12 protein-coding genes are annotated in these 13,876 nt (G+C 46.6%); 6 read left to right on the top strand and 6 right to left on the bottom strand.

From position 1 onward, the window contains the following. The coding region (locus tag ACKPQ4_RS04280) for a sialate O-acetylesterase (protein WP_407679970.1) at nucleotides 1-1,501 on the top strand (1,501 nt) is incomplete at its 5' end. 23 nt (nucleotides 1,502-1,524) lie between these two features. Here the strand turns inward: ACKPQ4_RS04280 and ACKPQ4_RS04275 are convergent. Genes ACKPQ4_RS04275 through ACKPQ4_RS04265 form a run of 3 tightly spaced genes read right to left on the bottom strand, consistent with a single transcriptional unit; the run spans nucleotide 1,525 to nucleotide 3,429 of the window. Next, nucleotides 1,525-1,770 carry a carbohydrate kinase family protein gene (locus ACKPQ4_RS04275; RefSeq protein ID WP_407679971.1) on the bottom strand — a complete coding sequence of 82 codons (246 nt, stop codon included), beginning with the start codon at nucleotides 1,768-1,770 and terminating at the stop codon, nucleotides 1,525-1,527. A gap of 31 nt (nucleotides 1,771-1,801) precedes the next feature. Next, on the bottom strand, nucleotides 1,802-2,353 hold the full coding sequence (locus ACKPQ4_RS04270; protein ID WP_407679969.1) for a PfkB family carbohydrate kinase: 552 nt from the start codon (nucleotides 2,351-2,353) through the stop codon (nucleotides 1,802-1,804). Further along, entirely contained in the window at nucleotides 2,350-3,429 is a 1,080-nt protein-coding gene (locus ACKPQ4_RS04265) for a COX15/CtaA family protein (RefSeq protein WP_407679968.1), read from the bottom strand. The genes ACKPQ4_RS04270 and ACKPQ4_RS04265 overlap by 4 nt, the downstream gene beginning before the upstream one ends. Before the next feature lie 130 nt (nucleotides 3,430-3,559). Between ACKPQ4_RS04265 and abc-f the strand changes: the two genes are divergently transcribed. Next, entirely contained in the window at nucleotides 3,560-5,500 is a 1,941-nt protein-coding gene (gene abc-f, locus ACKPQ4_RS04260; protein WP_407679967.1) for a ribosomal protection-like ABC-F family protein, read from the top strand. Nucleotides 5,501-5,506: 6 nt separating this feature from the next. Here abc-f and ACKPQ4_RS04255 read toward each other — a convergent pair whose 3' ends face one another. Beyond that, on the bottom strand, nucleotides 5,507-5,803 hold the full coding sequence (locus ACKPQ4_RS04255) for an FG-GAP repeat domain-containing protein (protein WP_407679966.1): 297 nt from the start codon (nucleotides 5,801-5,803) through the stop codon (nucleotides 5,507-5,509). 48 nt (nucleotides 5,804-5,851) lie between these two features. Then, nucleotides 5,852-6,721, bottom strand: a complete 870-nt coding sequence (locus tag ACKPQ4_RS04250) for an MYG1 family protein (protein WP_407679965.1) — start codon at nucleotides 6,719-6,721, stop codon at nucleotides 5,852-5,854. Nucleotides 6,722-6,962: 241 nt separating this feature from the next. Here ACKPQ4_RS04250 and ACKPQ4_RS04245 point away from each other — a divergent pair, with 241 nt between their 5' ends. From ACKPQ4_RS04245 to ACKPQ4_RS04230, 4 genes are all read left to right on the top strand, one after another. Further along, the gene (locus tag ACKPQ4_RS04245) at nucleotides 6,963-8,567 is read left to right on the top strand and encodes a SulP family inorganic anion transporter (protein WP_407679964.1); all 1,605 of its coding nucleotides are present in this window, start codon (nucleotides 6,963-6,965) and stop codon (nucleotides 8,565-8,567) included. Nucleotides 8,568-8,688: 121 nt separating this feature from the next. Beyond that, a complete protein-coding gene (locus tag ACKPQ4_RS04240; RefSeq protein WP_407679963.1) occupies nucleotides 8,689-9,693 on the top strand; it encodes a hypothetical protein in 1,005 nt (334 codons plus the stop codon). Nucleotides 9,694-9,727: 34 nt separating this feature from the next. Beyond that, nucleotides 9,728-11,347 (top strand): ThuA domain-containing protein, encoded by a 1,620-nt coding sequence (locus tag ACKPQ4_RS04235; RefSeq protein WP_407679962.1) that lies wholly within the window; start codon nucleotides 9,728-9,730, stop codon nucleotides 11,345-11,347. Between the two features lie 91 nt (nucleotides 11,348-11,438). Then, nucleotides 11,439-11,876, top strand: a complete 438-nt coding sequence (locus ACKPQ4_RS04230) for a plastocyanin/azurin family copper-binding protein (RefSeq protein ID WP_407679961.1) — start codon at nucleotides 11,439-11,441, stop codon at nucleotides 11,874-11,876. A 53-nt stretch (nucleotides 11,877-11,929) separates the two neighbouring features. Here ACKPQ4_RS04230 and ACKPQ4_RS04225 read toward each other — a convergent pair. Beyond that, a partial coding sequence (locus tag ACKPQ4_RS04225; protein ID WP_407679960.1) for a DUF7133 domain-containing protein occupies nucleotides 11,930-13,876 on the bottom strand: 1,947 nt, incomplete at its 5' end.

Raw genomic sequence — 13,876 nt, 5'->3', positions numbered from 1 at the left:
AATTCTGCTTTGCCAGAAATCTTTCGTCCCGATAACCATCAATCTCATGAAAAAAAGCTGCCTTATTGTACTCTCCTTACTGTTAGTTACTTCAACATGGAGTGCTGTCACTCTACCCAATGTTATTGGCAACGACATGGTTCTCCAACGAGATCTCCCTGTACCAATCTGGGGATGGGCCGAGCCAAATGAAATAGTATCAGTTTCCTTTGCCGGGCAGACCAAAGAAACGAAGGCGAATACTCAAGGCAAATGGATGGTTAAACTCGACAAACTATCTGCCAACTTCAAGCCAGCCGTTCTTTCCATTAAAGGTAGCAACGAAATCAAGTTGCAAAATATTTTGGTCGGAGAAGTCTGGATATGCTCAGGTCAATCAAATATGGAATGGCAGGTAAGTAGATGTGCAAACCCGCAAGAAGAAATCGCCAATGCAAAGCATCCCAACATCCGGCTCTTTGATGTCCCCGGCCACACCGTCCACCCGCTTCCCCAATCAAAAGGAAATGGAAACTGGAAGGTCTGTACACCTGCTTCTATTTCATCTTTCAGTGCAACTGGATATTATTTCGGACGTCGATTGCTCAAGGAATTGAATGTCCCCATTGGTCTTATCGGATCGAACTGGGGAGGCACCCGCATCGAACCTTGGACCACTCTTGATGGATTTAAATCAGTCCCTGAACTTTCCGATCAGGCCAAAAGTGTTGCTGCTTATACAAAGGACACGAAAGTTAAAGGAGGTACACCCTCTGCCATTTACAACTCAATGGTTCATCCCCTCACGCCCTACGCCATGAGAGGAGCCATTTGGTACCAGGGTGAATCCAATGGAAAAGAAGGAACTACATACTACCAAAAGAAACACGCTCTTGTAAAAGGCTGGAGAAAAGCTTTCCAAAATCCAAACCTTGGCTTTTACTGGGTACAACTCTGTAACTGGAAACAACCTGGTAAAACTCCTGGTGGTGGGGACGGATGGGCTAAATTACGCGAAGCACAGACTCAGGCCCTTGATCTCAAACATACCGGCATGGCAGTAATCATCGACCTTGCCGATGCCCACAACCCAAACGACATTCACCCAAAAAACAAACAGGATGTAGGCTGGCGTCTTGCCCAGTGGGCACTTCATCAGACTTACGACAAAAAAGAGCTTGTTGCTTCAGGCCCACTTTACTCTGGATATGAAATCAAGGGGAATCAAATTCAACTATCTTTCAAAAATACGGGCAAGGGCTTGATGGTCGGAAAAAAGGTCGGACTTGACCCAACTCAGCAAATTAAAGATGGAACGCTCAAGCACTTTTCCATCGCCGGTGCTGATAAGAAATGGCACTGGGCATACGCTCAAATTGTGGGAGACAAAGTTGTGCTAAGTTCAAAGGAAGTAATCAGTCCAACAGCGGCAAGATACGCTTTTACCATGAACCCAGCGGACGCCAACCTCTACAACAAGGAAGGTCTACCTGCCTCACCTTTTCGAACAGACAATTGGTAAACTGACCCACCCCGCTAATCTTCTTACTCTTTAAATTCTGAAATTGCCCCAGTATGGGTACACGCTTGAGATGAATATTTGCATGCTCTTCGCAAGGAGGATTCTAATGGTAACTCATTGAGCAAATCAACTGTAAGGGAGGCGATAAAAGAATCTCCCGCCCCTACCGTATCAACGACCTCAACGGGAAATCCTTCCTGATTGATTGTTACTTGATCAGATAAGAAGACCGCCCCCCGCTCACCCCGGGTCAGGGCAACCATAGAAATCCCATACTTTTTCCTTAAGTTATCCGCACCCTCAATAAGAAGACCGCCCTTCGCTCACTTTTAGTAAGTCGCAGGAATTGAGGGAATTTTCGATCAAAACTGAATCGTAAAAGGGTGGGCGCAAATTGATATCCAGCACACGCAATAGTCCTTCCCGGTTGGCAATTTCGAGAGCCTTGAGGATGCCCGAACGGGCATATTCACCACGCTGCCCAAGTGTATCAAAGTATAAAGCATCTGCATGGCTTACTTTTCTTTCGATCTCTTGATTCCACTTCCAATTTTCCCAGGCTGCATTTGGACCTATGCTAAATTTGGGTTGCCCAAATGAATCGAAATCTACTGAAACATAACCAGTCTCCACATCAGGAATAAGCTGAACAAGATCTGTACAGACTCCATGATTTTTTAATTCTTTGAGAGCTCGCTTACCACGATCATCACTGCCAATTCCGCTAACCGTATAAACCTTTGCCCCTAGACGAGCAGAATGACAGGAAAAATTAGCCGCTGCACCGCCGAATATTTCTCCGCTTGGGAATAAATCCCAAAGCATATCTCCAAGGGCTAAAATACTTTTCATTCCTTAATCCTTGTCTCGCCATATTGATGTATCAATGCGAGCAAGGAAGCAAAAAGGAGCAAAGCCATGAATTGGTGGATGGACGGAAGGATCACCGGATAGTCTTTAATCCACAAAAGTGTACAAACTCCTAGAAGGAATTGAATTACGACCAATCCAGACAAGCGCTTGGTCCATTTGGACACGTAGAGATTAATCTTTTCCGACTTTTTGGTATACCAACAAAAGAAAAGAGTGCCCAAAGCGAGGCAGGTACCAAGCCAGCGATGAATGAATTGCACAGTAAATTTGTCTGAAACAAAATTCGTCCAATACGGAGTTGCTGAAAAGAGAGCTTGTGGCATTAGTTCACCCCCCATTAGGGGATAAGTATTAAATCCATACCCGGCTTTCATCCCTGAAGTAAAAGCACCGTAGATAATTTGCAGGCACAAAACAGCAAGTAATACAACAGCCCAATTTCGGTAGCATGGAGGAGGGGTGACTCTACCCGTTTCGGCTCGTTGAGATAATCGAAGAGAAGCCCACCATGCCAATCCAAAAATAGCGAAGGCGAGGCTAAGATGGGCCGCCAACCGAAAATGACTGACCTCTGGGTCTTTCACCAATCCGCTCTTGACCATATACCAACCCATAAAACCCTGAGCACCGACTAGGAGGACAAGCAAGCCACCCTTTAACTTCAATCCACGATCGAGCTTTCCACGAAGCAGAAACCATAGGTAAGGAATCAGGCAGACCAGCCCTACGACCCGGCCAAGTACGCGGTGTAAATATTCCCAAAAAAAGATATACTGAAACTCACCAAGCGACATCCCTTGGTTGACGAGTTTGTACTGGGGAGACTCTTTGTACTGGGCAAACTCCATCGCCCATGCTGCCTCTCCGATAGGGGGCAAAATTCCAGAGACCGGGCGCCAATCGACCATGGAAAGCCCAGACCCGGTCAAACGGGTAATCCCACCAACCACAAGAATGATCATCACACTTAAACATACCCCACGCAACCACCACACTCTACCGTCAAAGGTAGATGAGGGCTTCACATGCGATTCCACGGAAGGTTTAACGGTCATAAATCCATCCTAATCATCCCGGCTCAGCCGGCAAAACTTTTGAAGCTTTGAAACCCTCAATTTTTTATAAATCGTCAAATTCCTTTGCTAAATTTTGGATTGGTGCAAACCTGTTCCCCTTTTCGAACCCATGCTCATTCTTTCAAATATTAGTAAACGCTACGGCCCCAAGGTCCTATTTCGGGAAGTTTCCTTGCGTTTGGCCCGCGGTGAAAGAATGGGATTGGTCGGACCAAACGGAGCGGGCAAGACCACCCTATTTTCCATCCTTCTTGGAAAAAACCAGGAAGATGAGGGCATCATTGAATGGGAACGAGGCATTCGTATTGGCTATCTCCCACAAGAAAGTGCACCTGCTGGTGAAGAGTCGGTGCTGGAACTTGCCACCGCCACCTCCGATGAAATGGCTGCTTCCCTCGCTGACCTTCGTAATTTCCCGGACCCGGAAAGCCCCCAACGGGCAGATGCACTCGAACGGTTTGCTGAACTCGACGGATACAAAGTGGAAGCCCGGGCCAAAAAAATCCTGGCTGGACTCGCCTTTCACCAGGACGATTTTCATAAGCCGGCAAAAACACTCAGTGGAGGCTGGATCATGCGGGCTCACCTCGCCCGTTTATTGGTCATGGAACCCGACCTTCTCATGCTGGACGAGCCAACCAATCACTTAGATTTGGAAACTCTCGGCTGGTTTCAGTCACAATTACAAAAATTCTCCGGCTCTTTACTTGTCATCTCCCACGACCGTTCTTTTCTCAACGCCATTTGTACGGGAATTCTAGAAATTGGGAACCGAAAGATTCAACGTTACCAAGGGGATTATGAAACCTACTTAAACCTCAAAAAAGAACGTCAGGCTCAACATTTGGCAGAGTATCAGAACCAACAACGAGAAATTGCACACCACGAAGATTTTATTCGTCGGTTTCGTGCCAAAGCATCCAAAGCCTCCCAGGCCCAAGCTCGAATCAAACTTTTGGAAAAGATGGAGCGGATCGACCCGCCAGAGAATAACGAAGCGACAATCTCATTTAGATTTCCGCAGCCTCCAAGAAGCGGGCAACGAGTGGTTAATCTATCTAATGTACGCCAAGCTTACGGGGATCATTTAGTCTACAGCAACTTGTCCCTAGAAGTAGAAAAACAAGAGCGCATATCTTTAGTCGGACCAAATGGAGCTGGTAAGTCCACCCTTCTAAAAATCCTGGCCGATCTTGTGCCCATCGAGGCAGGAAAGAGGGAATTAGGACATAATGTATCTGCCGGTTATTTTTCTCAACAACGGGTCGAAACTCTCGACTTAAGCAGAACTGTGGTCGATGAAGCATTGCAATTGGCAAGCGGGGTATCTGAACAGGATGCACGCACCCTTCTTGGAGCCTTTCTCTTCCGGGGGGATGATGTCTTTAAACCAGTCAAGGTACTGAGTGGAGGAGAAAAAAGCCGGCTTGCCTTGGTTAAACTCTTGCTCGCACCTCCGAACCTTCTCCTGTTAGACGAACCCACCACCCACTTGGACATGGCCAGTATAGATGCAGTGGTTCATGCCTTAAAGGATTACGAGGGTACCTTGATTTTTGTTAGCCACGATTTGCACTTCATACGAAAACTTGGCCAGCGAACTATCCGTATCGAAGCCGGCAAAATCACTAATTATGCAGGTGGCTATGATTATTACCTTTGGAAATCAGGTGCTGCCAGTGCCCAGTCTGGACTTGTTGAGGGTTTAAAAGATTCCCGCCCCGAGCAAAGCAAAGCCATCAAGAGCGGCGAAAAATCTATGAGTGCAAAGGAGAAAAGACGCTTACGCTCCGCCGAGAGAGAATCAAAGAAAGCCAAGCGCGGAAAGCTTCAGGATCATGTCCGCAAATTAGAGAACGAAATTATTTCGCTCGAAGAGGAACAGGCTACACTCAATGAACAACTTTCGGGAGCAGGCATTTACGATGATCCCGAAAAAGCCAAGGAACTCAATAGCCAGGCAGCAAGTATTGCACGCAGGCTTGAACAGCGTACATACGAGTGGGAAATCGAGGCGGAAAAACTCGTAGTTCTGGATGCTTCCGAATGATTAAACTTAGGGTTTCTTTTGATTGTCCTGGTTGAACAACATATGGAATCCCCTTTTTCCAGACACCACTAAATCCGGCCAACCATTCTTATCCAAATCCGCTAAACAGATCTGCAAACCGCTTCCCGCCTTGCCCTCATGGATAATTTGTCGGTCGAACTTGACCGATCCACCCCCAGAGAGTCGATGTACATAACGAACGAGTACAATTGGACCGTTAGCACCTTTATCCCTACCACTGTGTGCGAAATATCTTTTTCCGGTGATTATCTCTTCCCTCCCGTCTCGATCAAGATTGCCCATATTTAAATCACCTAGCTCACAGGCTTCAACAAAATGATAGCTCGAAATTTAATTATTCTTCACGATTGATTTCATGATTAATTCTTTCAAACGATCAAACCCAACAGCTTCCACCTTGGCAATAAATCCACGGGCATGAGCAAATCGAACATCCGATTCTTTTTCAATTCTTGAGAAATCGACTTCCTCCCGGTCATTGAATCTTTTCATTCCATAACCTTGGCCACGTCCATCAGGATAGACCATGACATAAACCTCATCCTCGAGCCCAAGTTCTTTGACCCGCCAACCCAATGCCCCAGATACTTCTTCGATCGATGGATCGGTTCGCGGGGCAAAAATTACCTTAAATTCCTCATCACCATGCTTGAGGTCCCAAACCTCTTCGATCTTGGAGACCTCGTCAATTCGCCCCCGTAATCCGGTTATATATTCAACCAGTTCCTTGCCTATCATCTGCATAACCTCCCAAATTGGTTCACCTGGATTATGCTCCATCTGTTTGGCAAATCCCTGGAGTATGGTGATATCGATTGGAGAATTTAATTTCCCCACAACTTCCCTGTCCAGCCCCAGCCAGTCGGCGGTATCGTTAGGGCCCCGACAATCAAACCACTCTGCAACTTCTAGCCATGGGCAGAAGGAACGGGCATCTTCATAAATGCCCAATTTACTAAGAACCAAGGAGAGCGAGCAGGTGGGCTCGGCATCTCGAGGAAATTGATGATGATCAAAATTATTTAACTGCGGTTCATGGCGATGGCCGACATCAACAACCACAACTTGTGGATCGCTCAAGTCCTGGTCAGTAGCTTCCTGACGAAGGATGGAAACTGAATCATTTGCCAGGAGTACACAGCAGGCGAGAAACTCGTCTTTATGTGCACCTCCAGGATGGGTAATTATTTTTTTGATCATAATTGTCCAATCAAGTTGGTTGCATCCCGCACGAAGTCGAACTTTTTAGGAAATCAGCCAGTAAGATGTCCTTGTTGCAAAAGCCAGTTTGGTTTATGGTAATTCTTTGTGCCATTTTGAGCGTGTACAGTAGGTGGATGTAAAACTTCTAGGCTCGGTTATCTTCATGAGATGTCCAATGCAGGTGCTTTTACAACCTCTTTATCCGTTCTTTTTTTTTAATCCTCAAGTTCATATCATCGTGTTTCAAATAATCTTTCGAAAATTCGGGAATCGTATCCAAGCCAAGGACGATCTTCTATCCGGTCTGACCGTTGCCCTTGCTTTGGTCCCTGAAGCTGTGGCCTTTGCCATAATTGCAGGGGTTTCACCACTGATCGGATTATATGCCGCTTTTATGGTCTGCCTACTGACTGCGGTTCTGGGTGGCAGACCAGGCATGATCTCGGGAGCGACTGGAGCCCTTGCTGTAATCATGGTATCTCTTGTCCTCTTGGGTAATGAACGCGGAGAGGCTCTCGGACTGGGTTCTGAAATGGGCACTCAATACTTGTTTGCCGCGGTCATCCTCATGGGGGTTATTCAAATTGGGTGCGGTGTTTTAAAACTTGGAAGGTTTGTCCGGCTTATTCCCCAGCCGGTAATGTTTGGATTTGTCAATGGATTAGCCATCGTGATTTTCGAAGCTCAGTTCCCCATGTTTACTGAAAGCCCAACCACTCCTGGTTCCTCTTGGTTAGTCGGTAACGATCTTCAACTTATGATTGGATTGATCGCCCTAACCATGGCAATTATTTTCTTACTTCCAAAAATCACGACTCAGTTCCCATCCTCCCTCGCAGCTATTGGTGCGGTGAGTTTGCTGGTGATTGGTCTAGACTTGGACACACTCGTTGTTCGTGACATGGCTTCCATCGGAGGAGAATTACCCAGCTTGGTTTCCTTTTCCATTCCTCTCAATTGGGACACCCTGGTTTTCATCGCACCCTTTTCATTCATCCTCGCTGCCGTTGGATTAATCGAATCCTTAATGACTCTTACCCTGATTGACGAGCTCACCGAGACCCGGGGCAACAGCACCCGGGAATGCCTCGGGCAAGGAGTTGCCAATGTGGCCACAGGTTTCTTCGGCGGAATGGGCGGTTGCGCCATGATTGGGCAGAGCATTATTAATATTCGCTCGGGTGGACGCGGAAGGCTTTCAGGCATATCGGCGGGTCTTTTCCTACTCGCCTTTATTCTTTTTGCCAGTTCCCTCATCGAAAAAATTCCTTTGGCCGCCCTCACCGGAGTTATGTTTATGGTAGTCATTGGTACTTTTGAATGGTCGAGTTTTCGCATTTTAAGAAAAATTCCTAAAACCGATGCTTTCGTTCTCATCTTAGTTTCTGGAATAACTGTAGTTACCCACAACCTTGCCCTTGCCGTAATTAGCGGGGTGATCGTTTCGGCACTTGGGTTTGCCTGGAAATCGGCTCATCACATTCATCGCGAATCTGAAACTCTTACGGATGGGGCCAAAGTTTATCATTTATCTGGCCCTCTGTTCTTTGGTTCGGTCACCGATTTCAACCTCGGATTTAATCCCGCAGACGATCCTGATTGTGTAATTGTCGACATGAAGGATTCCCGAGTCTGGGACCATTCTGGACTTGAAGCCCTTCATAAATTAGGGGAACGCTACCTCAATGCAGGAAAGAAACTAAAAGTTCAACACATCAGTCGAAACTGCCAGGAGCTTTTGAGAAAGGCTGGAAGCATGGTCGATATCACCGTACTCCCGGACGACCCAAATTATCAGGTCGCCCAAATCAAACTTCCTGAGGAGTCTGCAGGTGCCTCATAAATATTGAAACTACTCCTTTTTCCGATCCGCTTTATCCTTGCCCCTGTTGCATTATTTTCAATGAATCTGATTTTATAACTTCTGAACAGCCTACTCTTTTCTAACCCCAAAGTACCTTATCATGACAGTAGTGAATAAATCCAAAGTCGCCGTTGGCGTAGTCCCCACCCATTTAAAGTTCGTTGGAGCCCTTGTGCCCGATGACAACGGCAAACTTCCACGCACCCGGTCTGGCATTCTCAAAGTGGTTTCAGGCATGCGGGCGATTTGTAAATCTTCTCCGGTTAAACTCCAATGTGTACAAGTCCCCCTATTTCCTGGTGCTGACTCGAAAGACCTACAGGATTTATTCAAAGGAATGAAAGCCCTCAAACTTGAAGTACATCTCATTATGATGGTGGGCGGGGCAAATCCAATCAACCCTAAGGATGAAGATGCAGTGGTAGAGATGCTTTGTTCCGGATTGGCCGTTGCTAAGAAATATCGGGTTAAACATGTTTCCTCTACCTCCTATGAGGAATGGTTATCAGGCAAACCCCTGAAGGGTAAAGCCTATGCCAATGCGGTTCAACAGGTAGTCAAACTTCATGCCCGTTGTTACAAAGAAGCTGGGTTGGAGAAAAGCCCAGTGCAGGCATGGCATCTCGAATTCTTACGCGGTGGAGAGTTTCAAAATTTTACTAATGCAGCCAAAGCCGCTGAGGTGGTCAAAGCGATCAACAAAAAGATACGAAAAAAATTCTTCAAAGTCATGATTGATGCAGCTCATTGTGGAGACTCCGACCTTTCCATGTCAGAGAACGAGGCAGTTATCAAAGACCTGGCTAAAGTCGATGCATTGGGTATCTTCCACGCATCTGCAAAAACCACCCGGGGTTGCCTCTCAACCGATGACGGTTGGATTGCCGCTCTCTTAAATGCATGTGCATCTACCGGTAAACTAGAACATGTTTTCATCGAGCTTTTTCATCATCAAGATGCTGCCCTCGAACCCTTGCGCAAATTGGTTAAAGGGCATGGGGTTGATACCACCGATGGACGAACCTATGACCGAACCGTAGTCGACGGAATCATCGACATTACTCACCGACTTAATAACCTCAAGGCCCGCAAGGTTCTGAAGTAAAAGACTACCGCTCCTCTTATGGAGCCTAAAAACCATGAAGCGTCACAGTCTCTCCTTGGTGACAAAATTCACCTGCTTACTTTTTGCTGTTCTGCCCCTGGTTGGAGCGAAGAAAGAACAGGATCCGTTTGTCCACCCATTTGCCAATCCCGCACACAATCCTGAACTCCCCCAGGTTCTTATCATTGGGGATTCAATATCCATTGCTTACACACCGGCTGTTCGAACCATTCTCAGGGGCGATGCCCAAGTCCACCGTCCAACTACCAACTGCAAATGGTCAGCATTTGGAGATCAGGAAATTGAGAAATGGTTGGGGTCGAAGAAGTGGGATGTTATCCACTTTAATTTTGGTCTATGGGACTGGTATGGTTGGCATCAAAAAGAAAAAGCCACTCCCAAATCCTATGCCCAGAATCTGCAAAGAATTGTAAAGAAACTCCGTAAGACGGGAGCCCGCCTGATCTTCGGATTGACCACACCACCCTGCCTCAAAAAAGAAAAATCCTCTGAAATTTTGGTTTCAATCGAAACCGCTCAATCCTTTAACCGATTGGCTAAAGAAGTTATGGAAAAGAACGGGGTAACTTTAAACGACTTATTTGCGACTATCGGGCAGAAACGATCATCTTATCAAAAAGCAGACAACGATGTACATTACACCAAAGAAGGCACAAAGGTGTTGGCAAATGCTGTAGCTTTGGCCATTCGGGATGCACTTCCGAAGGATAAAGAGAACCTCCCCAAGAAGTCTGTATTATTTATCGCTGGAAACACTAAGCACAGGCATGGATTTCATGAATACAAGGCTGGATCGATTCTTCTGGCCGATGCGTTAAATAGGAGCGGTCTGCCCATTGAGGCCAAGGTTCATTGGTATGGATGGCCAGAGGATGAATCTATCTTTATTGGAGTAGATGCCTGCATCATCTACGCCGATGGAGGCGGAGAGTTTGGTGAGAAGTACGCCTTCCTCCAACAAAAAGTCAAAGGGGGCATGGGAATTATGTTCATGCACTATGGGGTGCACCCGACCAAAGAGGTGGGCGAAAAATACTACAACCAATGGATCGGTGGATTTTACGACGACGACTTTTCCGTCAACCCAAGCTGGATCGCGGAGATGACTCCCAAAGCGGGTCATCCTGTATCCCGTGGTCTTTCGAAGCCGATCCGAGCCTACGATGAATTTTACTACAACTTGAGATTCGATCAATCCTGCAACCATTGCTACCCCCTAGCCACGGCCATTCCCACCAAGCAAAATGTAATACGCTATGGCAGCAGCAAGTTTTGGAACCAGCAGGCGGAAGAATTACTGGGAACCCCTCAGGCACTGCTCTGGTGCAAAGACCCCAAGGAGGGAGCCCGCGGGGCCGGGTTTGTCGGTGGGCACTACCACAGAAACTGGGCAATTGATGATTACCGTACTTTAATTCTAAACACGATTGCCTGGGTCGCCCGCGTGGAAGTGCCCAAAGGTGGCGTGCCCTCCGACCCAATCTCCCTCAAAAAGCTCAATGAAAATTTAAACCGTCCGGACAATCCCGAAATCGTGGAACTTCCTACCTCCGATCTCCTCGAGCAGGAGCCTGCAAAACTTCCACTGCTTGGGCCTGATGGTCGTATGGCTCCTCGCAAAAAGAAAAAATAGTTTAAAAGCTTCAAGTTATTCATAAACCATTTTTGCATTTAATTAGAGAATTATCCTTGGGCACAAGTGCGGATCCGATAGTATAAAATAAATGAAATTACTCTCTGCTTTAATTGCTCTTGGCCTATCCGGAGCCTTTCTTCACGCCGATCAAAAGATTACCGTTACTGGTAACGACTTCATGCAGTTTGATCTTAAAGAATTCACCGTTTCGGCCGGTGAAAAAGTGGACCTTGAATTCAAAAATATCGGAAAGATGCCTAAGATTGCTATGGGTCATAACCTTGTAATCTTAAAGGAAGGTATTAGTGCTTTAAAATTTGGTCAGAAAATCATGGGCATGGGTGCAAGTGCAACCAACCCCATTCCTGAAGCTAGTAAAATAGATGTACTTGCCGCTACTAAACTTCTTGGACCTGACGAAAGTGATACAATTACATTCACTGCCCCTAAACCTGGTGTTTATCAATATCTTTGTAGTTTCCCCGGTCACTTCGCGATGATGCGTGGAACCATGACGGTCAAATAATTTTAAAACTAATTTTTCTCACAAACGCCGGAGCATTTGCTCCGGCGTTTTTTTTACTCGAGGTCGGAAAGTTCCTTTTCAGTCCATGGCAAAAAACGTTCAGTGCCTATGCGATAGTTAGCAATTTCTTGAGCACTCACTAAACCAGACCGATTACCCCAGGCATTTTTAACATAAGTTAAGACATCAGCCAACTGGTCATCTTTCATATATCCATGGGGTGGCATGATGGGAGGTATATTTTCGGCGAGTTTTCCATTTACCTTGATGGGCCCAGACAAACCGTGAACAGCCACTCCAATCAAACGTGACAAAGAACCATTAACCCAGTCGCTTTTTGCCAGTGTGGGTGCCATGTTAGCTAAACCCTTGCCATGAGCTTGGTGGCAAGCCCCACAACTATTGCCATACAATTCGCGCCCTTTTTTGTAAGAACTATATAATTCCTTATCCCGCTTTACCCACTCCGCAGGTTTATCCACATAGTTCGCAACGATTCGCTTCGGGTATCCAGACTCAACAACTTTTAAGGCATATGCAACGAGGGCATGTGGAAAGTCCCCGCTTTTCGATATTCTTTGAGCATCTGCTAGGTTGACCTGAGGAAACACCCCCCCGTACTCCTTTGTATCTCCTGCGGTGCGTAAACCAGTCATGGCTACAAACCAATCAGAGTCGTTTATCGCCAGCTCGGTGGTTTTTGCATCCAAATCGCTAAGACCAACCAAAGTCCACATTGCGTGTACACGGGCAAATGGAGATGCCTGTCTGTTTCTAGCCAATTCCCTGATGGTGGGAACCAAGTCTTGACGGTCACCTTCCACAATTCGCTTTTGGGAACGTAAACGCCACCAAAGATGAGGATGGGATAATCCAGCAACCAAGTTTTGAGGACTGGGCTGAGGTTTTTGATCCTCTGGAACAATTCGATAGATCCTCCCATATCCTATGTGTTTGTCTAATTCGCGCTCTTCAGACTGTCGACGCAGGTAGGAAGTGAGAAATTTTTTGTGTTGGATAACTCCTCGGTGGAAATCCACCACATAAAGGCAACCATCCGGACCAAAAGTTCCATTGACTGGCCTAAAACGTTCATCAGTACTGGCAAGAAATTCTCGTTTCCCCCAAATGGGATCTGCATAAGTCTGGTGCAGATAATCTTCGCTGTGTGGAAAAGGTTTCATTGGGATAAAGGCTCCCACCGTGTTGGTTCCCGGGGACATAGAAAAGATTGCTCCCTCCCACTCTTCACCAAATGCACCGTGACTGTGGACCGCTAGCCCACTTATGGTGGTAACACGAGCGACTCTACCGTCCTCCCTCAAGGAACCAGGCTTATAATTACGGTTTAGAGCAGTGTTCGGACGAATCGCAAACACTTCCCTGGTAGGTGAGCCCACTGTTTTTTTATTGGCGGGCCATGCCCGATCATACATCCCCCAATCCACCTGAAACCAAACGCTGTTACTATTGTGGTATAACCTACCATAGGCATCCGTGGCCATTCCCCATTGTCCTCTTGGATCTGAAGGAGACTCGTCCAACTTGCCCTCCCTCCAAGCAAGCTTGCGCGATGATTTCGAATTATACATCCAATTATCCAAACTGTAGCTCAGGCCATTCTCGGCATGCTCGATATTGTCATATGCCGTAGTGGCGAAATCCATAAGTTTTGTTTTCTGGTCACAGCGGAGATCACCATCATCATCCTGACAGAACCAGATCGCACCACTCTCCACGACCAATACTCCTCCTTCAACAAAGGCAACGCTTCGTACATTAATCATATCATCCACAAAGGCAGTGGACTTATCCATGCGGCCATCTCCGTCAGTATCTTCCAACACCATCACCCGACTCGATCTTTCATTCTCCCCTGTGCCATCAAGATCCTTCATATAAGTGCGAAATTCACCTACCCACATTCTTCCCTGATCATCCCAATCAATAAAGACAGGATCTTTCACCATGGGTTCGCTCGCCACTAACTCCACCTTGAA

Source organism: Candidatus Chordibacter forsetii, from assembly GCF_964187505.1.
Taxonomy (GTDB): Bacteria; Verrucomicrobiota; Verrucomicrobiia; order Opitutales; family Seribacteraceae; genus Chordibacter; species Chordibacter forsetii.
The sequence above is the reverse complement of the archived record's forward strand: the minus strand, read 5'-3'. Positions and strand labels throughout refer to the sequence as shown.